This window comes from Microcoleus sp. bin38.metabat.b11b12b14.051 (assembly GCF_013299165.1).
Classification (GTDB): Bacteria; Cyanobacteriota; Cyanobacteriia; order Cyanobacteriales; family Microcoleaceae; genus Microcoleus.
Map to the genome: position 1 here is coordinate 93,820 of NZ_JAAFKD010000004.1, position 24,864 is coordinate 118,683.

The window sequence follows — 24,864 nt, forward strand, 5'->3', positions numbered from 1 at the left end:
TGAAAATTTGCATCTTTTTACCAGAGAAATGGGTCTAAAGCCCCGTCCTTCCCTTGACGGCTTTTTCTTGGAGAGCGACCGTATTAACTCCCTGAGAACATCGGTTTTTGTTCTGCCTACAACTTTGCAATAAGTTTCAAGGACTTCTAGCTCCGATTCTTCTCTCCTGAAATCCAATCTTTTCTTCATGATTCTGTACAGAAAAATGCTGTATAATAGTAGCATGAAAACACTGAAGTTCAAACTTTATCAGCACAATCGAAATCGATACCTGAAGCTGCAAATCAATGCTGCTGGGGTGATCTATAACCACGCAATTGCGCTGCATAAACGGTACTATCGGATGTTCAAAAAGCATCTGAACTGCGCCAAACTTCAAGCTCATATCGCCAAGATTCGCAAGCGTAATCAGTTCTGGCAGTCTGTTGGTTCTCAGGCTGTACAGGACATTTGCCAGAGGATTGAGAAGGCGTACCAACTGTTCTTCAAGCACCACAAAAAAGGAGTTAGGCCGCCCAACTTTAAAAAAGTCAGAAAATATAAATCGTTCACGCTGAAGCAAGCAGGCTATAAATTCTTGGGTGGCAACCGTATCAAAATTGGGAGTCGAGTCTACCAGTATTGGAACAGTCGAGAGATTGAGGGAACGGTTAAGACTGTGACCATTAAACGAACTTCTTTGGGAGAGCTTTTTATGGTTGTGGTCGTTGATAGTTCTGAGTTGGTAATTGAAGTCGAGACGAGTAGAATCGCTGGCTTTGATTTTGGTTTGAAAACTTTCCTCACTTGCTCTGATGGCTCCAAGATTGAATCGCCCCAATTCCTGAAGCAGTCGATCAATGAAATCACAAAAGCCTCGCGGAAACTGTCGAGTAAAAAGAAGGGTTCTGCTAATCGAGAGCAGGCTAGAAAGCATCTCGTCCGCAAACATGAAGACGTAACTAACCGTCGCTCTGATTGGTTTTGGAAACTTGCCCATAAATTGATAGATAAGTTTGACGTGCTGTGCTTTGAAACACTGAACCTTAAGGGAATGCAGAGACTTTGGGGGCGCAAGATCAGTGATCTGGCATTCCGAGAGTTCTTGCAAATCTTGGAGTGGGTTGCTAAAAAGAAGGGCAAGCAGGTTGTCTGCATCGACCGCTGGTATCCGAGTTCTAAGACCTGTAGTTGTTGTGGTCATGTTCTTGAAAGCCTTGAGTTATCAGTTAGAGTTTGGCGCTGCCCGCGAGTGCAATTCGGTAAACGACCGAGACTCCAATGCAGCCTTAAATATTTGTGCGGTGGGGGCATCCACCGTTGAGCTAGGCGATGTAAGACAGGCTTTGCCTGCAATTGCTGTTTGAATTCAGAATCCTCGTGCGTTCACGCCGGGGAGTATGTCAAAAGCACAGCATTTGTTGCCCCTGACAGCTACCTGTGCGACACTTCCTCCATCTTAGAACACCCGGAAACTCCGATTGCTTTGTAACAAATTTTTACAGTCGGCCGCCAGCGAATGTGTATGCAATGATACTTCCAAGGTCTGCCAGGGGATTTTTGGGCCCCAGAATCACTTGCCGATCGAATTAATTAGTGTTATTGATGATATGTCAAGGTTGAAATTGTGTATCTGCGCGCTGAGACTAGCCTCTCAAAAATATTGGTCGCCAGCAGGGAGTATCTGTGTTTGCAATATTATAGTGAAAGGTACAAAAAAAATGAAACGTTTTCTACATGGAGCTACACTAGCGATCGCCATATCTGGCTTATCCGCTACCCTCGCCAGTGCACCAGGAGTGCGGGCACAATCGGAGCCGTTCTTGCTGAGTCAGAGTGTAAATTTCCGGCCTCCCAACGTCACAGCACCGGGCGGCAGACAAGGAGGGACACATCGCGGTTCCAAGCTTTGTCCGGCGGGTTTATCTGTTACTCCTTTAGTACCTCCCACTAATATCGGTTTAACTCTCACCGATTCTCCCACAATTTTTGTCTACTTACCTCAAACATCAGCAGAAATAGAGTTTACCTTGCTGACCGAAAACGAGGACAAAGTTGTCTATGAAAAAACATTTAAAGTTGAAAAAGCCGGCATTGTGGGAGTGGCAATTCCTGCTAGCAGTGACAGCAATAAATCCTTGGAAGTTGGCAAGCGATACGTGTGGTCGTTTTCCATGGTTTGCGAACCAGAAGACCGATCGGCAGATTTAGTTACTAAAGGATTCGTGCAGCGCATAGAACCCCAGGCAACTCTTAAAAGGGATTTGGTGGCACATCCTGACCCGATGACGAGGCTGGACGTTTACGCTAAAAATGGGATTTGGTACGAAACTCTCGCTACTTTAGCCCAAATGCGGCGCCAGACACCGGGAGATGCCAAGCTGAATGCGAAGTGGACGGAATTGTTGCAGTCCCAAGGACTGGAATCAGTGGCAGCTCAACCGCTGGTTGGGCCCCTTTAAAACTCGCTATTGGTTGAAGTTTTCTCTATCTTGATGTGAGGATGTGAAAACTCACAAATTTAGCCGATCGCGCCCGGAGTTAATTTAAAACTCCGGGTTAACAGTAGAGAGGCGATCGAGAACATCTCTACAAGTTGGTGAACAAACTCTTAGCTAATCAAAGTAAAAATGCCTACCGAAGATTTATTTATCTAATAAAAAAAATGAAACGTTTTATAAACCGAGTTGCACTGGCGATCGCCGTATTGGCGATCTCCGTAACTCTCCCCAGTTTGCTCCCGCCCATCCAAGCTGTACCACCACCAGTTTTGCTGAGTCAGAATGTTAATTTCAAACCTCCAGATGTCACAGCCCCCGACAACCGACAAGGGGGAACGCATCGAGGCTGTCAGTTGCAAAAAGGTTTATCGATTACTCCCTTAATACCTGAAAGCAATATTGGCTTAACGCTAACAGAGGCGCCCACATTTTTTGTCTACGTTTCTCAACCGGCGGCTCAAGTCGAGTTTGTTTTGCTAAACGAAGATGAATCTGAAGTAGTTTACGAATCTAGTTTAAAAATTGACAAAGCCGGAATTGTAGGAGTTAGCATTTCTGATAAAGACAAGACCAAAAATATTGAAGTTGGGAAGCGATATGTATGGTCGTTTGCACTAGCTTGCGATCCTCAAGAGCGCTCAGGAGATTATATTGTTAGAGGATGGATGCAGCGAATTGCACCGCAGGGAAATCTCAAAAGCGATTTAGCAAATCCCGACCCGAGAGTGAGGCTGATGGCCTATGCTAAAAATGGCATTTGGTACGAGACTCTGGCTACTCTAGCCCAAATGCGGCGAACAGCACCCGACGATGCGAGTCTCAAGGCCGAGTGGACGCAATTGTTGAAGTCCCAAAAACTAGAAGCGCTGGCAGATAAACCGCTAGTTGACTCTTTTTAATCGAGACTACAGGACTCTTGAGGTATGTGAGGTACACAGAAGAGGGACATGGCAATGTCGTGTCCCGTAAGGACTCTGGAATGTACCGAATAAATCTGCAATCTGCTGTATTCACCCAAATCTAAAATCTAAAATCTAAAATCTAAAATCGATTGATGATTAATAATTTTCCAACAATTCTCGCCCTAGATTTTGACGGTGTGATTTGTGACGGACTAATCGAATATTTCCAAACAGCTTGGCGTGCCTACTGCCAAATCTGGAAACCAGTCGAAACAGTGCCCGATCCAGATTTAGCCTTGAGTTTCTACCGAGTGCGCCCAGCCATCGAAACCGGTTGGGAAATGCCCCTGTTGATTCGCGCCCTGCTGACAGGAATTACGGAAGAACAAATTTTGCAAGATTGGCCGAATATTGTCCCGCAGTTATTGACCGAAAATAATTTGAAAGCCCAGTCTGTCGGCGCGATGTTAGACGGGCTGCGCGATAATTGGATTGCTGAGGATTTAGCTGGGTGGCTGTCTTTGCACCGCTTTTATCCCGGAGTAGCCGATCGCCTGCGGTGTTTGCAAGAAGACAGTGCGGTGAAAGTCGCGATCGTCACCACCAAGGAAGGACGTTTTGTGCGAGAACTATTGCAGCTAGCGGGCGTACAAATGCCGTCGGAGTTGATTTTTGGCAAGGAATACAATAAGCCGAAACACCAAATTTTGCGGGAGTTTTTGGCAGCATCTGGCAAAGATACGACTATTTGGTTTGTGGAAGATCGGTTAAAAACTTTGCTCTCAGTGAAGCAGCAGCCGGATTTATCTCAGGTGAAGTTGTTTTTGGCTGATTGGGGTTACAATACTTTGGCTGAACGGGAATCTGTGGCCCAAAATCCACCCGTTCAATTGCTTTCTCTGTCGCAGTTTGCCGGAGATTTTGCCGATTGGTTGCCTGACGAATGTTAATGTTAGACTTGTTTGCAGGTAGGACTTTTTTGGGTTTTCACAATAAAAAACACTCAATATTTTTCATTTTTTTGTTGACTTTTTTACTCGTTTACTCGTTACTTTCGCTGTGCCTGGTAACGCAGATCGGGAGGAAGAGCCTCCAAATTCTGTGCCCAGGCAGAGCCTCTGGGCATGGGTTCCAAGGCAGAGCCTTGAAACCAGTTAAATAGGTTCGTAGTGAGGACTTTAGTCCTTTGCTTTTTGCGGACTAAAGTCCTCACTACGAACCTCTCTAAGAAGATATTATCAATCTGCACCTTCCTCACTTGAGAATTGCTATATTGACACTTAAAACCAATGCTCGATTTAACTAAAGCAGCCAAGGCAATGCAGGGGATGAGCCAACATTTGAATGTGGAGGCTTTAGCCGCTCGCCAGCGTTTGCTAGTCGCTCAAAATTTGCTGGAAACAGCGGCGGTAGACCAGGAAAATTTGGTAGAATTGCAAGAGAGTTGGAACGATCGCACTTTATTCAATGCAGCTACGCCGATCGAGCCATTGTCCGATCGCACTTACATCACCGCACCGCCCGCCGCCCACACAGTCTTCGCCACAGACGGATCGCAAATTTCGCCCAGCCATCACGAAATCGCCTACTGTTACTTAATCAACGTCGGCATTGTCATGCTGCACTACGGGCAAAGCCGCCATCCTCTATTAGACAGCGTACCCGAAGTTTTCTACAAACCCGAAGACTTGTATGCTTCGCGGCAGTGGGGAATTAGAACCGAAGAGTGGATGGGATACAAGCGCGCCGTTTCCGAAGCCATCGCCCTCGCAGAAATGGGCTGCAATTGGGCAAAAGCTAATGACAATCAACTGCCGGCGCCAACTTTAGCAATGGTAGATGGTTCCCTGATTTATTGGTTTTTGGAACAGTTACCTAGCGAAGCGCGCGATCGAATTTTGCAGCCAATTTTAGAAGCTTGGGACAAATTGCGTGTTGCCAAAATTCCCCTATTAGGATACTTAAGCGCTTCTCGCAGCACCGAAAGCTTATCTTTTTTGCGGTTTCAAGCTTGCACCCACGAAGTACCAGACTGCATGACAAACTGTCCCAACGTCGGATTTTCCGCCACCAGTGCTTTCGATGACAAAGCACCTTGTCAAGAATTTGAACCTTTGCGAGATGCCGTCTTGTGGGCCACAATCCTGCTACCCGGACAAAGAAGCCCGTTGTGGAAATCCCACGCTCGAATTTTAGATTTATACGGTGTCAATCCCATCTATTTTTGTTACGTTCATGTGGGTACAGAAATTGCTAGAATAGAAGTGCCGGAATGGGTAGCACAAGATCGGACACAGCTAGATTTAGCATTAGGAATGATGCTGGCTCAAGTACACAAAGGCGGTGGTTATCCCGTGACGCTAGCAGAAGCCCACAACCAAGCAGTTGTCACCGGGGGCGATCGAAGTAGCTTTTTCGCTTTGTTAGAGCAGCAAATGATTAAAGCAGGTTTAAAAAATGTCGGTATTTCTAACAAGGAAACCCGGAAACGCGGCAGTATTGCTTGAATTAAAAATTAGAGTTAAAAATGTTATATGCCAATAGAGTTAATCATCTTAATTGCTTCCTTACTGGTATCTTGGTTAGTATTTAATTGGGCATTTAAAGTATTGAAAGCCAGCGTTGGTACAGCACTTTCTATAGCAGCAATTGTTCTGGCGATGCAGTTATTATTTGGTATCGGGCCAAGTCAACTTTTTCAACACATAACTCACTTGCCACAAACCCTTGGAAAAATAATTTTTGGCAAATGATTCGATTTTAGATTTTAGATTTTAGATTTTAGATTTGTTATCGCATCTAAAATCTAAAACCAAAAATCTGCCAAGTTTAGGAAAAAATATTCCCTCTGTCAACTGTCAACTGTCAACTGTCAACCCCTCGACTCCGCTCGGGGATCTTCTGTCAACTGTCAACTTCCCAGCATTTGCAGCTTGTACAAACTGGCATACAAACCTTCTTACTGCAACAATAATATTGGTTCGTAGTGAGGACTTTAGTCCGCATCAAGAAGGACTAAAGTCCTCACTACGAACCCTTTTGATTAAAGAAGGACTAAAGTCCTCACTACGAACCCTTTTGATTAAAGAAGGACTAAAGTCCTCACTACGAACCCTTTTGATTAAAGAAGGACTAAAGTCCTCACTACGAACGCTTTTCATTGCTGTCTAACTGCCGAGCATTTGCAGCTTGTACAAACTGGCATACAAACCTTCTAGTTGCAACAACTCTTCATGGCTACCAGATTCTATTAATTGCCCGCGTTTGAGCACCAAAATGCGATCGACATTTCGGATAGTCGAGAGCCTGTGAGCAATGATTATCGCCGTTCTGTCCACCATCAAACGCTCCAAAGCCTCTTGAATCAAAGCTTCCGTCCCCACATCCAAACTAGCAGTTGCCTCGTCTAGAACTAAAATACTCGGGTTGCGAATAGCCGCGCGAGCAAACGCTAACAACTGCTTTTGTCCCCCCGAAAGATTGGTTCCCCTCTCCCGCAATTGCGTGTCATAACCTTGAGGTAACTCTTCAATTAAACGAGCAACATTCGTCTTTTCTGCTGCTGCTTGAATTTCCTCCATCGAGTAACTTTCACCCAGGCTAATATTGCTCTTCACATCACCAGCAAATAGAAAGCCATCTTGAATAATCACCCCTACGTGTCTTCGCAATTCCGCTTGAGGTAAATCGCGAATATCCACATGATTAACCAAAATCCTGCCTCGCGTGGGCTCGTAAAGGCGGCACAGGAGACGGATAATCGAACTTTTGCCCGCACCCGTAGGGCCGACTAATGCGACTTTTTCGCCCGATTTGATGGTAAAATTGAGGTCTTGCAACACATATTCATTCTCTTTGTACGCAAACCACACATTGTCAAATTGGATTTCTCCGGATGCGGCTTGCTTTGATTCAGCATGAACAACTAGCGATTTTTGATTGTTAGCTGATAGGCGATATTCAGAACTTACAGGAGTTTGATTATCCTCTACCAATTCTTCCTCATCTGAAGATAAATTATAGGCAAAAGCCTCTGGATGACCTGCAATCAGCAGCGGTGAATAATATCCGCTTCTTCCTTCTTCCCTCTTCTTAACATCCGTTACATCCGCTACATCCCGCACATTGCTCGCTGCCGAACTTTCTTCCTTCTCCCCGCTAGTTGGATCTTTAATTTCGATCGGTTCGTTGAGAATATCGCTAATCCGTTCGATGGCAGTAAATCCTGCTTGAATTGCCGTAAATTTCTCCGCAAATTGCCGCAGCGGATCGAAGAGACGCTGAGCAAATAAAATAAAGGCCGACAGAGTACCAAAGTTAATCGTACCTTGCAGAACTTTTTGACCGCCCAGCCACAAAACGGCTGCAATTGCCACTAAAGCAATCCATTCTAAGGTTGCAGATACCGCTGAGTCGTAAAAGATAGTTTTATCAACGGCTTTAATGTAGCGTTTGTTGGTGACGCTAAACAATTCTGAGTTGAATCTTTCGCGGCGGAATAGCTGCACAACGCCGATACCAGTCAGGTTTTCTTGCAGTTGGGCGTTAAGATCGGAAAGTTCTTCTCTGGTAGTGTAATTTGCGAGCCGATATTGGTATTGGAAATAAATTATCAGGGCGGTAATTGGTATCATCATCGTTACCAACATTAAAGCTAATTGCCACTGCATGGTAAACATGAAAATAGCAATTACTAAAATTGAAAATAAATCGCTGACAATTCCGATCGCCCCGCCGGAAAAAACTTCCCCCAAAGCTTCTACATCGCTGGTGAGGCGCGTCATCAATTTACCGACAGGAGTGCGATCGAAAAATCTGACTGCTAGGGATGTGACGTGGGCGAACAAATCATTTCTAATATCAGTAGTAATAATTTGCCCTACTTTGGTGACTAAATATCCTTGAACTGATTGCAGTGCCAATCTAAATGTTATAGTTAGCATCAGCAAAATGGCTAAAACATTTAATGCAGTAGATAAAGGCAATCCTCGCAAGAATTCATAGGTAGGTTCCGCTCGAATTACCGAAATAGCCTGTCCGATGAGAATCGGTTGAATTGCTCCTGAGACTGCTAGGGGTACTAATAGTGCGATCGAAATCATCAGCAAGCGTTTGCTGCGCGTTGCGTAAGATGCCAACCTCAGGAATAACCGCCAGTCTGTATCGCGGCGGGGTTGGTTTTTGGTGTCTGCTACTGATGAGGAAATGGTCATTCGATTTTAGATTTTAGATTTTAGATTTTAGATTGCAGAAGCGATTTGGCTGCTAAATTTCGGGGTTTTTGCTCGGGATAGTCAGATTTTTTTGTTCCGCAGCTTGTAGGACTGGCTTTCCAAGTTCGATCGCTCTTTGAGCAAAAAAGCTGTAAAATATCTCCAAGTAATAATTGTAGCAAATGCAGTCAATTAAATTATGGAATCCTTTACTACAGCTCTAGCAAATTCTTTATCCCGACAGATAGAAACGCCCCGATTGTATCTGAGACAATTTACGCCAGAGGATTTAGATGAGCTGTACCGCATCTACAGCGATGCCGAAGTTATGAAGTATGTGAGCGAAGGCGTCAGAAATAGAGAAGAGACAGCAGCAGATTTATTTCAGATAATCGCAGATTGGGAAAAACACGCTTTCGGTTTGTGGGCTGTTGTCAATAAAGAAAATAACCAATTGATTGGCGACGGGGGGCTTCGCTTTTTAGGCAAAACACCTGATGTAGAAGTCGGTTATGTGTTAGCAAAAGCGTATTGGGGGAAAGGTTTAGCATCGGAAGTTGCAGCGGCTAGCCTCAAGTATGGATTTGAAGCATTGAAACTAGAAAAAATTGTGGCTGTGGCGGATACCGACAACATCGCGTCGCGGCGGGTAATGGAAAAAGTGGGGATGAGATACCAGCATAACCTCGATGATTGCGATCGAGTATATTATTCAATTTCGCGAAAAATCTACCAGTCAAAAGTAGCTGAGTTGAGTTGAGTAAGGAAATTCAACCAAATCTTGGGGAGCCATACTTACCCAAAATGGTATCATAATGTCGCGCTGTTAATTATATATATTAAAAATGCAAGAAATAGAAACACCCAGATTGTATCTGAGACAATTTACGCCAGACGATTTAGATGAGCTGTACCGCATCTACAGCGATGCGGAAACAATGAAATACCTCAGAGGAGTTAGAACTAGAGAAGCAACAGAGAGCGCCATTCATGCCATGCTCAAACGTTGGGAAGAAAACAACTTCGGAATGTGGGCTGTAGTACATAAGATAGATCGTAAAATGATTGGTCGCTGCGGACTGGCTTTTCTGGACAAGACACCGGAAGTTGAGCTTGGCTATGCACTGGATAAAGTTTATTGGAATCAAGGATTGGCGACTGAAGCATCTTTTGCTAGTCTAAACTATGGATTTAAAATATTAAAATTGGAGAGAATAGTTGCGATCGCCCGCCCGGAAAATATCGCCTCCCAGCGGGTGATCCAGAAAGTGGGCATGAAATATGAAAAAAATGCTCATTATTACGAAACTGATGTAGTGTATTATTCTATTTCGCAAGAATGTTACCAGTCCCGAGTATCTTCGTAGGGTGCGTTTCGATCGCACTTTACGACATTTCAACGACTGATATCATAAGTTGACAGTGTTGTCAGCAGACACCTACGAAGTCCTTTGTAATTGCTTGTTAACTTTGATAATCTTCTTGTCAAAATACTCTTGTCTGTGTCCCAATCTTTTCGCGACTTCCAATCCCTTTTGATAGGCTGCCAAAGCTTTGTCGTAAGCCTTCATTTCCTGGTAAACTTGACCTAGATTGTCGTAAGCACTCATCAATCCGTACCAATTGTAAGCCCGTTCTTCTAACAGCAACTGCATTTGATAAATCCGCACAGTCGGCTCCCACTGCTTTTGCGATCGATAAAGCAATGCTAATTTCTCCAAAGCTTCGCTGGCTTGGGCGTACTGTTGAATCGGAACTGCTAAATTGTAGGCTTCCTGGTAGTATTGAGCTGCTAAGTTGATTTGACCGATCGTTTGGTAATCGGTGGCGATCGCCATTTTGAGCGGCGGTATCGCAGCCGGATTTTGCAAATTTACATACACCGCCGCCAGTCTTTCCCGGGCTGCGATCGCCTTGAGGGGCTGTTTCGACTGCTGGTAAACGTAGGCCAACTGTCTCAAAGCATCCACCTCCGTCGGAGGAGTAACAGGCTGCGGCGGCGCGCCGTTTCCCGCCGTTACAGCAGAATTTGGTACAGCAGAATTAGCCGCAAATACAGCGCGGTTTTCCTGAATTAAAGTTGCCAATTCCTCATACACAGGAGCCGCTTTATCATAACTGAGCCAATTGATGTGAATCAGGGCGATCGCCTTTAAAGTCTGACCCTGAGCCAATATATCTTGACTTTGGCGCGCATTATCGAGAATTTGTTGGTAAACTTCTACAGTCGGGCCTTTAGCGCGCACCTGCTGAAACGCCGCAGCCAAAGCCGGGAGCAACTCAGCATTCACCGATACTTCTGATTTGACTTGTTTTTGAATTGCTTGCAACCGTTTAGTAATAAGCTGAAGTTCGAGGTTTTTATTGCTACTCCAAGCCACACTTCCCACCCGACTCAAAGCAGCAATTTCCGCCGCCGGGCCAAGATACCTCCGCAGCCGCAATTCTCGGAACCAAATATCAAAAGCACCAGCCCCGTCTCCAGCTTGCAGTTTAGCGGCTGCTTCTAAGCTTAACTGTTGCAGCGCCGCTGTCAGTTCGTCCCGCTGAGTATTGCTCAAAGATTCAGTAGCGGGCTTTAGGGGATCGGGTGTGGTAATTTCTAGAGGATTAGGAGAAAATTGATCGAGGGGTTGGGGTGGTGGATTAGTTTGGGCGCTAGCAATAGAACCAGTACACAGCCACAAAAAAAGCAAGCACCCAAATGGCACAGAATTTCTCATAAAAGAAATATAATTGCCGCGATTCGGCAGCCCTGCACGAAACATCAAGTTTTGCATATTTACAAAACGGTATAAATTATGTCACAAAGATGGCACAAAAGCCAACTGTTCAACAAGATAGACAAAATAAAAGTTACCGCACTGAGCAATTATTCACAGTTAAAGGCGTTGGGCGATTCTCTTCGTTGGCGTAGCCCCCGTAGGGGCGGGCTTCGCCAACGCCTTTTGCGCTTATTCAGTTTAGCTCTAATTTTGCTAACTGTATGCACAGCTTGCGCTGCTCCTCCCGCCATTGCTAGAGACCGCTCTTTTCCTGAAATTTCCTTAGACTTTTTAGGCGAGTACGAATTGCCAAAAATCAACTTTGAAGGAGCACCAGTCGGCGGCTTGTCAGGAATCACCTACGATCCAAAAGGTATTAGCGGCGTCACTTCCAAAGCTTATCGTTTTTACGCCCTTTCCGACGACAAAAGCGAAAACGGAGAAGCCAGATTTTACAGTCTCAGACTCGACCTCACATCTAGCGATCCAGCAAATATTCGCTTGAAAAAAGTGGCCGTTGAAGGCGTTACTTCCCTGAAAAAAGCAGACGGTGAAACCTTCCCTTGGGATTCCATCAATCCCGAAGGCATCGCATTGTCTCCACGGAATTCCGTATTTGTCGCCAGCGAAGGTAGCCCTCCTTTTGTCGGCGAATTTGACCTCACCACCGGGAAATTGCGAGGAAACTTACCAATACCCAAGCGCTACATTCCCGATATTAACGATGAACAACAGCAACAAGGAGTTCAGGACAATTTAGGTTTTGAATCCTTAAGCATTGACCCAGAAACCTTTAGTCCGGGTGGTCTCGATCCGTTTCGGTTGTTTACAGCGACAGCGGCGCCGTTAATTCAAGATTTAGACCCGGAACAGGCAAGCAAACTCCGTCTTTTACATTATATTATCGTCGATAAAACACCGCAATTAGTCTCAGAAAATCTTTACAAGCTAGACCAAGTTCCGATGAGTGTTTTGAACGGATTAACAGAATTGGTAACTGTCGGCGGCGGTCAATTTTTGAGTTTGGAGCGTTCTTTTGGGCTGTCGGGATACAGCGCTAGGATTTATCAAGTAGCGGTTGGGGCGGCGACTGATACTTCGAGAATCCAGAGTTTTAAAGGGCAAATGGCAATGGTCGAACCTGTGAGGAAAAAGTTGCTGATTGATATGAGCGAACTCGGAATTGGGCTGTACAATTTGGAGGGGATGACTCTCGGGCCTCTGTTACCGGATGGCAGTCAAAGTGTGATTTTGGTGAGTGACGATAATTTTGAGGAAGCTCAAAAAACTCAGTTTCTTTTGTTTAGCTTGAAAGGGAAAATTTAGGAGAAGGTTTGTAGTGAGGACTTTAGTCCTCTGACGGATGCGGACTAAAGTCCTCACTACAAACTTTTTGCGTATGCTTGGAATTGGTCAATAAATTGGTTGTCAAATTCTTTTGTTTAGCTTAAAAGGTAAAATTTAGGATAATGATGTTTGGTTTGTAGTGAGGACTTTAGTCCTAATTTATGGATGCGGACTAAAGTCCTCACTACAAACCTTTTGCGTATTCCTGAAATTAGTCAAAAAATCGGTTGTCAAATTCTTTTGTTTAGCTTAAAAGGTAAAATTTAGGATAATGATGTTTGGTTTGTAGTGAGGACTTTAGTCCTAATTTATGGATGCGGACTAAAGTCCTCACTACAAACCTTTTGCGTATTCCTGAAATTAGTCAAAAAATCGGTTGTCAAATTCTTTTGTTTAGCTTAAAAGGTAAAATTTAGGATAATGATGTTTGGTTTGTAGTGAGGACTTTAGTCCTAATTTATGGATGCGGACTAAAGTCCTCACTACAAACCTTTTGCGTATTCCTGGAATTGGTCAATAAATCGGTTGTCAAATTCTTTTGTTTAGCTTGAAAGGTAAAATTTAGGATAATGATGTTTGGTTTGTAGTGAGGACTTTAGTCCTAATTTATGGATGCGGACTAAAGTCCTCACTACAAACCTTTTGCGTATTCCTGGAATTAGTTTAAAAATTGGTTGCGGAACTTCTTCTATATGTTTGCACGCCACGGTTTGAAATTACCAGATATCGAACTTTCTTATCTAGAATGGAACTCACAAACAAGGATAGAAAATGTTCCGCGTTTGCTGCTGTTGCACGGTTTAGCTGATAGTGCGGTTGTCTGGACTGGTTTGGGCAATTACTTGTCCAATCGCTATCATGTTGTAGCGCCAGATATGCGCGGCCACGGAGAGAGCAGCAAACCGGAAACGGGTTATACTTTTGCTAGGTCGATCGCAGATTTGGAAGCTTTGATGGCACACCTTAACTGGCCAGATGCCCACATTGTCGGACATTCTTGGACAGGAAAACTAGCATTGATCTGGGCGCGACAGAATGTCGATCGCCTTTCGAGTATGATTTTAGTAGACCCCATCTTCATCACCAAGCTGCCCGCTGTGATGAAACTCACGCTACCAATTGTTTACCGCAAGTTAGACTGTCTCAAATGTATGGGCCCGTTTGTGGCTTTAGCCCAAGCCGAAGCAGCAGCTAAACAATCGGGAGAATACGCGGGTTGGAGCCAAATGCAGCAAATGATATTTCAAAACCACATCGAACAAAAGTCAGACGGAAGTTGGGGAAGTAAATTTACGATTCCCGCCAGAAATCAGATTTTTGCCCAAGTGATGGAAGTTGCCGGTTTAACGGAAAATATTGATATTCCGACTTTGTTCGTACAGCCGGAAACAGGCGTAAATCGCATGGATTGGCAAATGCAGCCCTACAAAACATACTTGCAAAATCTGACAATTGTCAAAGTACCGGGGAATCACTGGTGTTTTTTGACTCAACCGCAAACTTTCAATCAAACTGTGGCAGAATTTTTAGATAGCCGTTCATAGTGAGGACTTCAGTCCTCTTAAGACTTGCACAAAGGATTCGCATTCGTTACTACCCAGAATGAATTTAGAAATTATCGCACATCGAGGATTTTCGGCGATCGCCCCTGAGAACACTTTAGCAGCTTTTTCCAGGGCGATCGCCCGTGGAGCCAATTCGATCGAATTTGACATCCAACTATCCGCCGACAGCGTGCCCGTAATTTTCCACGACGCCACCCTGGAGAGAATCACCGGAGTTTCGGGTAAAGTCAGGGAAACAAGCCTGTCTCAATTGCAGACACTCAATGCTGGTAAATGGTTTGGCGATGAATTTTCAGCCGAAAAAATCCCTACCCTCACAGAAGCCTTAGCTATCCTCAAGAATGTTGACAAATTTCTCTACTTTGATGTCAAGCCGCACTGCGAATGGTCGGATGCAGAAGTTGCGGATTTTGTCAAGACTTTGCGAGGTGCAGGAATTCAAGAAAAATGCGTTATTACCTCGTTTAGCGAGAAATTTTTGGCACAAGTGCGGCGGTTAGATGGCGATTTGGCGATCGGACACATTGTTGCTAATCTAGAAGCATATAAAACTCAATTGTCTCAAGCCATTACCCATCGCGATAACTTGATTAGCAGCCTCTATCGTGTTTTATTGGAAAACCCCGCACTAATTCAAGAAACCCGCAATCAAGGAGTTGACATTGTGGCGTGGACGGTGGACGATCCAGCAGATATGCAAAAGTTGATTGATTTAGGTATTACTCGAATTGTCACTAATTGTTTGATAGGATAGTTTTAACCGCAGATTAACGCAGATTAACGCAGATAATAGATGAATTACTTTCGCCAAAACATCCATGAAATGTCTGGTTATGTGCCGGGAGAACAGCCACCGATAGGCACAAAAATTATTAAATTAAATTCTAACGAAAATCCCTATCCGCCTTCTCCGAAAGCCTTAAAGGTGCTTCAGGAAATCGACCCTGAAATGCTGCGGCGCTATCCAGATCCAACTGGCAAAAGTTTCCGCATCGCCGCTAGTAAAGCTTTGGGAGTTCCTGACGATTGGATTGCGGTAGGTAACGGCAGCGACGATTTATTAAACTTGATAGTTCGCGCTGTGGGGGAAGCTGGTAAACCGATTGTTTGTCCCGCACCTACCTATGTATTGTACCGAACTCTGGCAGAAATTCAAGATGCAGAATTTGTCGAAGTTCCCTATCCAGACGACTACAAGTTACCCGTTGATTTGCTAATAGCAGCTAGAGGTGCTGTGACATTTGTAGCTTCGCCAAACAGTCCGTCGGGAACCGCCATATCTGTTGCCGATTTGGAGCAATTAGCTCAAAATTTATCTGGTATTCTGGTCATTGATGAAGCTTATGTAGATTTCGCAGAAAATAATGCTTTGGAGTTGACACAAAAGTATAGTAATGTTATAGTTTTGAGGACGCTTTCCAAAGGCTATTCGTTAGCAGGATTGAGGTTAGGTTTTGCCATAGCAAATCCGTTCCTGCTGGCGGAATTAAATAAAATTAAAGACAGTTATAATGTGGATGCTGTAGCGTATGCGGTGGCGGCGGGGGCGATCGCAGATCCAGACCACAAAACAGCCAACGCCGAAAAAATCAAGGCTTCCAGAGCCAAACTAGCCGTTGTATTCAAGGAATTAGGCTTTGAAGTTTGGCCATCGCAAACCAACTTTTTGTTAGTTAGGCCGCCCAACGGCGATGCAGAAAGGATTTATCAAATACTGAAAGAACGGGGAATATTGATTCGATACTTCAATCAACCGCGATTAGAAGACAAATTGCGGATTAGTGTAGGTACAGAAGAACAAAATCAAATATTAGTTACAATTTTGAAAGAAATCCTCTAAATAACCCAGCAATATATACAGGTTCGTAGTGAGGACTTCAGTCCGCATCCATCCGAAGATTCAACCCCCAAAAATTAAACAGGTTCGATCGTTCGGACTTCAGTCCGCATCCATCCCATAACTCGAATTCCTCACGATAAACCATTTGATTACGGATAATTATTAGGATTGTCGATCGCCAAACCAGCCGACTGAGCAATATTCAGCAATCGATTATCCGCCGAAACAAAAATTAGTTAAGTTTCTGGCATTGATCTTAAAACAGATTGAACCCGCAAAGCAGATGCCAATTGTACAGCATCATAAGCCCGCAGTGGATATTGAACAATCAGTTCACCCGCCCTTTCAACCAGTGCCTCATCAACTTCAATAACTCTATACCGACTATTGAATTCAGAGCGAAACTTTTGAATAAGTGCAGCAACTTCCGCAGCATTTATACCGCCTTCACGCTGTCTTCGTGCAAAAGCACTAAGAACTTCCACCCAGGTGATGCGCACGAGAAGCAGCGAATTACCCGTCTGGGAATCCGTGAGAGTCTTGATCCAAGGGCTGCCAATTTCAACCACATATCTTTTGATGAGAGCGCTGCTATCCAAAAAATAAATGTTTACCACGGCCCGCGATCCTCGATAATCATTTCAGACAGAGGCTTGCCCGATTTTGCCCCTAACTTTTTAGCCAATTCATACACATCATCATCAGTTACAGCCTCGACATTCTGGGGAGTGTTAGGTAGTGGAGTCACCAATCCTCGATCGACTAAAAACTGGATTGCCAATTCTGCCTGCTTTTTTGGATCGTCAGCCCAGAGTTGAATCTGCACAGTTTCCCCATCTTGGAAAGACACAGAAGTTAAAGGACGAAAAACCCCGTTTTCGTAGATAGCAGTAATAGTTTCTGGCATAATTGGCCTCTTAATTAAATGCTTAGACTTATTGTACTTCTTTTATAGTCTTCAGTAGGGTGCGTCAGTTACGATTATTTACGATACAAACAAACAATCTCACGACTGACGCACCTCACAACAAATGGTGCGTCAGAATCATACTTTCCGCGCTGATTTGAAATTTTAAAACTGACGCACCCTACCACTTGAAGTAGGGTGCGTCAGTTACGATTATTTTTGCGACAAACAAACAATCTCACGACTGACGCACCGGGAACAAATGGTGCGTCAGAATTATACTTTCGACGCTGATGCGATAACCTCAAAACTGACGCACCCTACCACTAAAATCGTCTTACTTCGTTGCCACCACAGCCAAATTCCAAGCCAACCGCTTCATCAAAGGCAACTTCTTCAAAAACCCATCCAACCCTTCTAATCGAGAATATTCCGGTTTCAATCTCTCTTCTTCAAGAATAATCTTCTTCCAATAACGCTCATCATTCGGATGCACTTTTTCAATCAAATAAAAGCGTAAAAAAATCCACAGCGACGTTATCCAAAACGTATCGTAAGCCGTCTCCGAAAACAAAGACTCGACGAACTTGACAATATTAATATCCAAAGGAGTTTCATCCTCAGTCCGCACCTCAGTCGCCATCCGGCGGTAAACATTAATCACCGGATTGTGCTTCATCGGGTCCCAAAAACAAGCTTTGCCACCGGGTTTCAACACGCGCTGCATTTCGCGAATTGCCTTCTCTGGTTCCGGCAAATGGTGCAGCAAATTAGAAGCGTAAACAATATCGAAACTGTTGTCGGGGAAATCTAGTGCCATTGCATTGACAGTGCAACCTTCTATGGTAACGCCGTTTTTTTCTGCCAATTTCAGCGCCACATCTACCATGCCCTGAGAATAGTCTGCTGCCACGCAATGAGCGCCTTTTTTAGCAAAATAAACGCTGTTTTCTCCGGCGCCACAGCCTAAGTCTAACAGCCGTTTGCCCGTGATATCGCCCATTTGTTTGAGGATAAATCTATTTTCTGGGGCGGTGCAAGCTTCAAAGTAATCGTTAACTCGAATGCCGTCAACGTCGATTGTGGATGCCCAAGCATCATGGAATTCTCGCTCTTTTTTTAAGGTTTCTTCTTGCATTTTATTGACTATTTGTTGTGTATTCGATTGACGGGGATTAGTTGTAACTTATTCGTATCTTCTCAAGATGAATCTTTTTATCAGTCATAAAGCTCCGAATAAAATTCTGACTCTAATTTAACCAGAGGTTCTAACTCTGGTAGCTTCCACTTTCTTGTGTCAGATAACATTGATTGATTAACTCGCTGTAAACAACCTTTTAAAATTGCTACAAATTCTTCGGTTTTCAATTCTTTGTTGCCAAGATCGTAATTGCTATTTTTAGTTTCTGGCGCGCAGTCGTATTCTTTGATAGCTAACTGTAGTTGTTTGTAAATAGGATCGCTCGGTTGAATGGGTCTCCTTGGAGTGGGAGTGGGTTGATGACTGCGAGTTGACTGTATTACAGAAAGTTCAGCCGCAAATTCTTCTTGCAGTTTTTGTAAAGGTTCTAAGTCTTCCCTTTTGATAGTTTGTGTTTTTTGATCTGTCGTCCGTATAATCTTACTAAGTTCAGATAAACAATCGAATAAAGCCCTTGCAAATTTGTAGCGTGTTATCTCTATGTCATGTGTAATAAAATAAGTTGGTAAGAGACTTGTTTGAGAAAGGCAGTTGAATTTTGCCGCCACGAGTTTTAAGCTTAGGTAAGCCCAGTCAGTAGGTTTGACTATTGGATTGGGCTCAGTTATCGTCACAGTCTGTCCAGCAGGTTGAGGTTCGCTCTGAGCCTTAGCAGCATCTGGCGCTCCAACTAAACCGTAACTCAAAATTGCTGCGATCGACAACAATAAATGTACCCAAAATTTACCCATTTTCCCTCATCTCCCGGTACTTTTACAGCAGTAGGGCGAGCAAAGCCCGCCCTACAAATCAACTGAAAACTGGTAAAGAATTGGAAATTTAAGATTGAGCTACTGTTGCTACTTTCGATGTCTTACCAGCAGTATATTCTTGCTGCAATGACACATACAGCCGATTTAAGGCGCTGATGTATGCTTCTGCGGAGGCTACAATAATGTCGGTATTTGCCGAGTGCCCAGAAAATACTTTGCCTTCGTGACGCAAGCGAATTGTCACTTCGCCGATCGCATCTATGCCTCCTGTCACCGATTGTACCGAAAACTCGATCAACTCATTCGGTACATTTACCACGCGGTTAATCGCCCTGTAAATCGCATCTACAGGCCCAGTACCGATCGCAGCATCGCTCAATTCTTCCCCTGCCGGATTCCGCACGGTGACGGTGGCTGTCGGCCGCGATTTGTCGCCACAGGAAACCTGTACCAATTCTAACCGGAACAGTTCCGGTGCTTGGTGGACTTCATTATTGGCGATCGCCTCCAAATCCCAATCGGTAATCTCTTTTTTCTTGTCAGCTAAATCCTTAAACTTGACAAAAGCCTTATTTAGCTCATCATCAGCCATTTCAAAACCCAACTCTTTCAAGCGAGTTTGAAAAGCATGGCGGCCGGATAATTTACCCAAGATGATTTGATTTTCGGTTAAGCCGATCGACTCAGCGTCCATAATCTCGTATGTCCGCTTATTTTTCAGCACTCCGTCTTGATGAATTCCCGACTCGTGGGCGAAAGCATTAGCGCCGACAATCGCCTTATTTGGCTGCACCAACATCCCCGTTAAATTGGAAACCAAGCGCGATGTTTTGTAAATTTGGCGCGAGTCAATATTTGTCAGCGGTTCGTCAGAATCCGCAGATCGGCCCAAGAACGGATTATAATATTGACGCCGGACGTAAAGCGCCATTACCAACTCTTCCAAAGCGGCATTTCCCGCCCGTTCGCCAATGCCGTTAATCGTGCATTCCAACTGTCTGGCGCCATTTTTCACAGCTTCCAAAAAGTTAGCAACGGCCAATCCTAAATCATTGTGACCGTGAACCGAAATAATTGCGCGATCGATATTCGGCACATTTTCCTTAATTCCCCGAATCAAATCGCCATACTCGCTGGGAGTCGTGTAGCCCACAGTATCGGGAATATTAACAGTAGTTGCACCGGCGGCGATCGCCCGTTCCAGAACCTGATACAAAAACTCCGGTTCCGAACGACAAGCATCTTCGGGCGAAAACTCCACATCATCCACAAAAGACTTAGCGTAGGCCACCATTTCGGGCACAATTTCCAGAATCTCAGCCCGAGTCTTTTTCAGCTTATATTGCAAGTGAATGTCTGATGTCGCTAGAAACGTATGAATTCGCGCATTTACGGCTGGTTTCAGAGCTTCCGCTGCTGTTTTAATATCTTGTTGTCTCGCCCTTGCCAAACCGCAAATTGTCGGCCCATCTTCCGTGCCAACCGATCGGGCTATTTTTTGAACAGCTTCAAAATCTCCCGTGCTGGTAAAAGGGAAACCCGCTTCAATCACATCCACGCCCAATCTCGCTAACTGACGGGCGATAGTCAGTTTTTCATCCACATTCAGAGATGCACCCGGAGATTGTTCTCCGTCCCGCAAAGTCGTATCGAAAATAATAATCCGGTCTTGACTTGGTTGAGTTTTCATAGCTCTACAAAAGTATTTTCCTGATTTTTACTTGTCCGTTTTTCTGGGTACGCGAGCTCCCAGTGAGTCCATCTATTTTAGATTTTAGATTTTAGATTTTAGATTTTAGATTTAGTTCACAGATTCATCTAGGAGTTTGAACTTTGGTCTAAAATTTTTCGCTGCTCGCGACAGGAGTCGGAAACTTGTATCTGTATTTTGGGCGATCGCACCAGTCTTCTGTTTCGCGCCCATAACCCATAACCGATAACTAATGACTAATGACTAATGAAATAGGAACGCTTCCCTGTCAACTGTCAACTGTCAACTGTCAACCCCTCGACTCCGCGGGCGGGCTCTTCTGTCAACTGTCAACTCTTCGACTCCCCTCGACTTCGCGGGCGGGCAAGTCGCGAGCGCGCAAGCTGTCAACCCCTCGACTCCGCGGGCGGGCTCTTCTGTCAACTGACAACTGACAACTGACAACTGACTAATAATCCATTTTCTCGATATGTTCCCGAATTTCATTTAGGTCTATATACCTATCAGTAGCATTTCGCAATTCTCTAGCAATCATTCCTTCGGTGGATACCACAGTAATGTGAGTATTTTTCGATCGCAGTAGCTCTATAGCCCTCTCAAAATCGCCATCCCCGCTAAATAGCACAACTTGGTCGTACTGATCTACCGTATTAAACATATCAACCACAATTTCTATGTCTAAATTAGCCTTTTGAGAATATCTGCCGGAAGCATCATCGTAATATTCCTTAAGAATCTTAGTGCGAACCGTATAACCCAGGCTGATCAAAGCATCTCGAAATCCCCTTTGATCTTGGGGGTCTTTCAAACCCGTATACCAGAAAGCATTGATCAAGATGACATTTGGCTGCGAAGTTTTGAAATATTCGAGCACCCTGCGTGGATCAAAAAACCAGCCGTTCTTTTGTTGAGCGTAGAACATATTGTTCCCGTCCACAAAAATAGAAAGGCGGTTCATTAAGTTTGTCATAGAACTTAGACCTAATAATTGTAGAAAGAAGTTAATCTAAATATCACATTTTAGCAATATGGAGCTAACTGAGGCAATAGATTAAACTTCAGAAAACTCCATCCCCCCAGTATTTCATATTTTTGCCTCTACCGCCAGAGGGCTCTTTTAGGGGTGCTTGGATTCGATCGACCAACCTTCAAAAACCCGACTCTCAGTAACTCGGTAGAGGCTGTGGTTTGAACCTCCCCAGGGCTAAAGCGACGGGGATTCGGGCCCACCCAAAAGGGCGACAGTGGGACATTCAAATATCCCTCTAGACCCTCAAGCTTGTGGCTATTGGGCTTACTTTTTATTTGTTTGTTTTCCGAGTCCATCACTCTTGCCAGATAGGTACGCTCCTCAACCTGCCTTTATTTGCCCTTTAAGTATTCTGGGTTAGCGTGCCAGATATCTCGGTTGCCGGGATTTCTCCGCACTAGGTTGATTCAACACGTAGATGGTTATTCTTACTCACCTCTGGATTTTACCACTGTGGCTGAAGCCGCGCACTCGCTCCAAGGCGACTGAAGTCGCTAATCGGCTAGACCCCAGCCTTAAAAGGACGGGGCTTGCGCCTCGTTTTTCGGTCAAGCTTAATGGGGATCGAAACTACCACGCCAACCACCCTATCGCCCAGCAAGCATACCGAATCGGATTGCAGTATCTTTTTCTCCCCTAATTTCACAGCGCTAGAGCCTAAACTCAAGCCTTTTTGCTTTCCAGGGCCCAGCGAGCTAGCTCTGTCCGGTTGTGCAGACCTGTTTTGCCCAGCATATTGCTAACGTGGCTCTCTATAGTGCGCTGGCTGACATTCATCACGTCTGCGATCTGGCGGTTTGCCATACCCTGCGCTAGCAACTGTACCACCTTTAACTCAGTGGGAGTCAATTCGACATTGCGGCGCGCCTTAATTTTCGGGCCGCTCTCAATACCTGGATTTGAGTGACGAATCAAGCGGGACGCTGCTTTCAGAGAAGATTCTACTTGGGCTACCAGTTCTTCGGGTTCAAAAGGTTTAACTATATAAACATCAGCTCCAGTGCTCAACCCTTTTACTCGATCGGAACTTTGACCTTTGGCGGACAAGAAAAGAACCGGAATCCAACTCGTGCGCGGGTCTTCCCTGATGTGTTTGACTAAAGTGTACCCGTCCATTTCCGGCATCATCACATCACAGATGATCAAATCGGGGACTTCTTGTTCGAGTTTTTCTAGAGCGTGTCTGCCGTTTTCTGCTGTGATGACGTTGTAGCCCCGAAACTCTAAGTAATCCTTGACTAGCAAGATCAAGTTCGGGTCGTCGTCAACCAGCATCAGCCGTTTTTGCTCTCCTGAATTATTGTCCTTCATGTTTCTTCCCGCTAGAGTATCCCGCACAATTCCTTGTTTTTCACTCCTGTTTTTTCCGTCAGTCCAGTGTCAGCCCGGTTGGTTGGGAGTTGAGGACGGCGGTGGGGTGAAGGGATGGCGGTGAGGGGAAAGCGGGGCGGGTGTTACCGCTTCCCAACCAGTGTTCGATGCCCGTTTGTGAATGTCTTGCGACCTGGAACGGAGCCAAAACCTGTAATGGACGATCGCCTGTCACGATCGGCCTTGATTGATGGAAGACTCACGCTCCCGAGCCCAAGTTAAATATTTAATCTCGATCGGTTCAATTGCAAGTTGATGCCCCGGTTTTAAATGATACTTCTGATATAGAGAAATTTAAGCAGGCTCCCTACTTACGTATTTAACTATTTCTAGTGTAGTTTGGCAAACTGCCGGATGTCTGCTACTGAGAAACTTTTCGGTAAACTCTCGCCAGATCGCGATCGAACTGCTTCGATACACCTCCTAAAAAAAACACACAGCGACAAGCAAGACTACCAGAAACAGGCAGGAGAGTACAGTTGTTCGATCGAACCACAGGTGCGATCGCCCAACGCGCTCACGCTCTCTACTTTACCGTCTTAAACCTAACACCTTACTTATCCTGCTGTGCTTTTTCACCGCGCTATAGTTAAATATCTGCTTTCGCCTCAGCAGGCTCCGGCAAAGGATGAGTTAAAAAAGCGTATTCTTCAACCACCTCCTGGCCGATCAGATGTTCTTGAATAATTCTCTCGATGACGGGGGGCGTAACATCGCGGTACCACACTCCGTCTGGGTAGACTACCATAATAGGGCCCGACGCGCACACTCGCAGGCAGTTAGCTTTAGTCCGAAAAATGCAAGTTGGCCGATCGGCTTTTGGCTTGTCCAACCCCAATTCTTGCAAGCGTTTTTTTAAGTAATTCCAAGCCACCAGACTGCTTTCTCGATCGCAACACTTGGGCACGGTTTGGTCGGCACAGATAAAAATATGTCGCTCGATTCGATCTATTCCCAGGCTTTGAACGCAAGCGCTCAAGCCTTGGCTGCAAGATTCATCGTTGTTATTTTCAGATTTATTTTCAAACATTTTATTCATTCGTTAACAATAATTAATTAGCGATCGAAACTCATCACCCCTCTCCCCCTCTCCCCCTCTCTCCCAATCTCTCCCAATCTCTCCCAATCTCCCCCTATCTCCCCTAATCTCCTCCAATCTCCCAACTGTCAACTGTCAACTGTCAACTGTCAACTGTTGAACCCTCATCCTCGGTTCGGGAACCCGTACAGACAGATAAGTTGCGATCGCCCCTTACTAAAGCTAAATTAGCACTCAGGAGTCGAGAGTGCTAATATGTCAGTGTAAGCAGTCAGCCGTTGCTTTCATCGCGACCACTGACGGCTAACTGACTAGGATCTGTAATCTGGAGATTTATTTATGGCAGCAGTATCACTGAGTGTTTCTACCGTTAAACCGCTAGGCGAGCGCGTGTTCGTAAAAGTAAGCGCTAGCGAAGAAAAAACCGCCGGCGGCATCCTTCTACCCGACACAGCTAAGGAAAAGCCCCAAGTAGGTGAAGTCGCGGCCGTGGGCCCCGGCAAGCGCAACGACGACGGCAAGCGCGTTGAAATGGAAGTCAAAGTCGGCGACAAAGTTCTCTACTCGAAGTATGCCGGTACCGACATCAAACTCGGCACCGATGAATACGTCTTGTTAGCCGAAAAAGATATTCTGGCGATCGTCAACTAATTAATCATTAGTCATTAGTCATTAGTCATCAGTCATTAGTTCGATCGCGAGCAACGCAAAAAAACTAATGACAAAGGACAAATGACCGCC

General features: G+C 44.9%; 25 protein-coding genes. 15 read left to right on the forward strand and 10 right to left on the reverse strand.

Going from position 1 to position 24,864, the window contains the following annotated elements:
• Positions 1-223 precede the first annotated feature (223 nt).
• The 7 genes from QZW47_RS06450 (at position 224) to QZW47_RS06480 (ending at position 6,135) form a co-directional block, all read left to right on the forward strand.
• Positions 224-1,303, forward strand: coding sequence for an RNA-guided endonuclease TnpB family protein (locus tag QZW47_RS06450; RefSeq protein WP_293125234.1), 1,080 nt, complete (start codon positions 224-226; stop codon positions 1,301-1,303).
• 39 nt (positions 1,304-1,342) lie between these two features.
• Entirely contained in the window at positions 1,343-1,471 is a 129-nt protein-coding gene (locus QZW47_RS06455; protein WP_293125236.1) for a hypothetical protein, read from the forward strand.
• 229 nt (positions 1,472-1,700) lie between these two features.
• A complete protein-coding gene (locus QZW47_RS06460) occupies positions 1,701-2,441 on the forward strand; it encodes a DUF928 domain-containing protein (RefSeq protein WP_293125238.1) in 741 nt (246 codons plus the stop codon).
• Positions 2,442-2,644: 203 nt separating this feature from the next.
• Positions 2,645-3,379, forward strand: coding sequence for a DUF928 domain-containing protein (locus QZW47_RS06465; RefSeq protein ID WP_293125240.1), 735 nt, complete (start codon positions 2,645-2,647; stop codon positions 3,377-3,379).
• Positions 3,380-3,534: 155 nt separating this feature from the next.
• Complete coding sequence (locus QZW47_RS06470; protein ID WP_293125242.1) at positions 3,535-4,332, forward strand: HAD family hydrolase; 798 nt, start codon at positions 3,535-3,537, stop codon at positions 4,330-4,332.
• 339 nt (positions 4,333-4,671) lie between these two features.
• The gene (locus QZW47_RS06475) at positions 4,672-5,889 is read left to right on the forward strand and encodes a DNA double-strand break repair nuclease NurA (protein ID WP_293125244.1); all 1,218 of its coding nucleotides are present in this window, start codon (positions 4,672-4,674) and stop codon (positions 5,887-5,889) included.
• Between the two features lie 27 nt (positions 5,890-5,916).
• Complete coding sequence (locus QZW47_RS06480) at positions 5,917-6,135, forward strand: hypothetical protein (protein ID WP_293125246.1); 219 nt, start codon at positions 5,917-5,919, stop codon at positions 6,133-6,135.
• Positions 6,136-6,549: 414 nt separating this feature from the next.
• Here QZW47_RS06480 and QZW47_RS06485 read toward each other — a convergent pair whose 3' ends face one another.
• Positions 6,550-8,595, reverse strand: a complete 2,046-nt coding sequence (locus QZW47_RS06485) for an ABC transporter ATP-binding protein (RefSeq protein ID WP_293125248.1) — start codon at positions 8,593-8,595, stop codon at positions 6,550-6,552.
• 199 nt (positions 8,596-8,794) lie between these two features.
• Between QZW47_RS06485 and QZW47_RS06490 the strand changes: the two genes are divergently transcribed.
• Together QZW47_RS06490 and QZW47_RS06495 are read left to right on the forward strand one after the other, a co-directional pair.
• On the forward strand, positions 8,795-9,355 hold the full coding sequence (locus QZW47_RS06490; protein WP_293125250.1) for a GNAT family N-acetyltransferase: 561 nt from the start codon (positions 8,795-8,797) through the stop codon (positions 9,353-9,355).
• 85 nt (positions 9,356-9,440) lie between these two features.
• The gene (locus QZW47_RS06495; RefSeq protein ID WP_293125252.1) at positions 9,441-9,962 is read left to right on the forward strand and encodes a GNAT family N-acetyltransferase; all 522 of its coding nucleotides are present in this window, start codon (positions 9,441-9,443) and stop codon (positions 9,960-9,962) included.
• A 72-nt stretch (positions 9,963-10,034) separates the two neighbouring features.
• Here the strand turns inward: QZW47_RS06495 and QZW47_RS06500 are convergent, their stop codons facing one another.
• A complete protein-coding gene (locus tag QZW47_RS06500; protein WP_293125254.1) occupies positions 10,035-11,363 on the reverse strand; it encodes a tetratricopeptide repeat protein in 1,329 nt (442 codons plus the stop codon).
• 33 nt (positions 11,364-11,396) lie between these two features.
• Here QZW47_RS06500 and QZW47_RS06505 point away from each other — a divergent pair, with 33 nt between their 5' ends.
• From QZW47_RS06505 to hisC, 4 genes are all read left to right on the forward strand, one after another.
• Complete coding sequence (locus tag QZW47_RS06505; protein WP_293125256.1) at positions 11,397-12,686, forward strand: esterase-like activity of phytase family protein; 1,290 nt, start codon at positions 11,397-11,399, stop codon at positions 12,684-12,686.
• A 713-nt stretch (positions 12,687-13,399) separates the two neighbouring features.
• Complete coding sequence (locus QZW47_RS06510; protein WP_293125257.1) at positions 13,400-14,251, forward strand: alpha/beta hydrolase; 852 nt, start codon at positions 13,400-13,402, stop codon at positions 14,249-14,251.
• 58 nt (positions 14,252-14,309) lie between these two features.
• Positions 14,310-15,026 carry a glycerophosphodiester phosphodiesterase family protein gene (locus QZW47_RS06515; RefSeq protein ID WP_293125259.1) on the forward strand — a complete coding sequence of 239 codons (717 nt, stop codon included), beginning with the start codon at positions 14,310-14,312 and terminating at the stop codon, positions 15,024-15,026.
• A gap of 39 nt (positions 15,027-15,065) precedes the next feature.
• Positions 15,066-16,112, forward strand: a complete 1,047-nt coding sequence (gene hisC, locus QZW47_RS06520; protein WP_293125261.1) for a histidinol-phosphate transaminase — start codon at positions 15,066-15,068, stop codon at positions 16,110-16,112.
• A 236-nt stretch (positions 16,113-16,348) separates the two neighbouring features.
• On the opposite strand, the gene QZW47_RS06525 is transcribed toward hisC, so the two are convergent.
• From QZW47_RS06525 to QZW47_RS06555, 7 genes are all read right to left on the reverse strand, one after another.
• Entirely contained in the window at positions 16,349-16,729 is a 381-nt protein-coding gene (locus tag QZW47_RS06525) for a type II toxin-antitoxin system VapC family toxin (protein WP_293125263.1), read from the reverse strand.
• On the reverse strand, positions 16,723-17,019 hold the full coding sequence (locus tag QZW47_RS06530; protein WP_293125265.1) for an antitoxin family protein: 297 nt from the start codon (positions 17,017-17,019) through the stop codon (positions 16,723-16,725). Before QZW47_RS06530 ends, QZW47_RS06525 begins: the two co-directional genes overlap by 7 nt.
• A gap of 337 nt (positions 17,020-17,356) precedes the next feature.
• Positions 17,357-18,157: a class I SAM-dependent methyltransferase gene (locus tag QZW47_RS06535; protein ID WP_293125267.1), complete on the reverse strand. Its 801-nt coding sequence runs from the start codon at positions 18,155-18,157 to the stop codon at positions 17,357-17,359.
• A gap of 80 nt (positions 18,158-18,237) precedes the next feature.
• Positions 18,238-18,951, reverse strand: a complete 714-nt coding sequence (locus QZW47_RS06540) for a hypothetical protein (protein WP_293125269.1) — start codon at positions 18,949-18,951, stop codon at positions 18,238-18,240.
• An 88-nt stretch (positions 18,952-19,039) separates the two neighbouring features.
• Entirely contained in the window at positions 19,040-20,662 is a 1,623-nt protein-coding gene (locus QZW47_RS06545; protein WP_293125271.1) for a 2-isopropylmalate synthase, read from the reverse strand.
• Positions 20,663-21,131: 469 nt separating this feature from the next.
• Positions 21,132-21,653 carry an NYN domain-containing protein gene (locus QZW47_RS06550; RefSeq protein WP_006633075.1) on the reverse strand — a complete coding sequence of 174 codons (522 nt, stop codon included), beginning with the start codon at positions 21,651-21,653 and terminating at the stop codon, positions 21,132-21,134.
• 723 nt (positions 21,654-22,376) lie between these two features.
• Complete coding sequence (locus tag QZW47_RS06555) at positions 22,377-23,024, reverse strand: response regulator transcription factor (protein ID WP_293125294.1); 648 nt, start codon at positions 23,022-23,024, stop codon at positions 22,377-22,379.
• A 414-nt stretch (positions 23,025-23,438) separates the two neighbouring features.
• On the opposite strand from QZW47_RS06555, the gene QZW47_RS06560 reads away from it, so the two are divergent.
• Positions 23,439-23,627 carry a hypothetical protein gene (locus QZW47_RS06560; RefSeq protein WP_293125296.1) on the forward strand — a complete coding sequence of 63 codons (189 nt, stop codon included), beginning with the start codon at positions 23,439-23,441 and terminating at the stop codon, positions 23,625-23,627.
• Positions 23,628-23,673: 46 nt separating this feature from the next.
• Here QZW47_RS06560 and QZW47_RS06565 read toward each other — a convergent pair whose 3' ends face one another.
• A complete protein-coding gene (locus tag QZW47_RS06565) occupies positions 23,674-24,114 on the reverse strand; it encodes a ferredoxin (protein ID WP_293125298.1) in 441 nt (146 codons plus the stop codon).
• A gap of 348 nt (positions 24,115-24,462) precedes the next feature.
• Here QZW47_RS06565 and groES point away from each other — a divergent pair, with 348 nt between their 5' ends.
• Positions 24,463-24,774 (forward strand): co-chaperone GroES, encoded by a 312-nt coding sequence (groES, locus tag QZW47_RS06570; RefSeq protein WP_194008182.1) that lies wholly within the window; start codon positions 24,463-24,465, stop codon positions 24,772-24,774.
• The last annotated feature ends 90 nt before the right edge of the window (positions 24,775-24,864 follow it).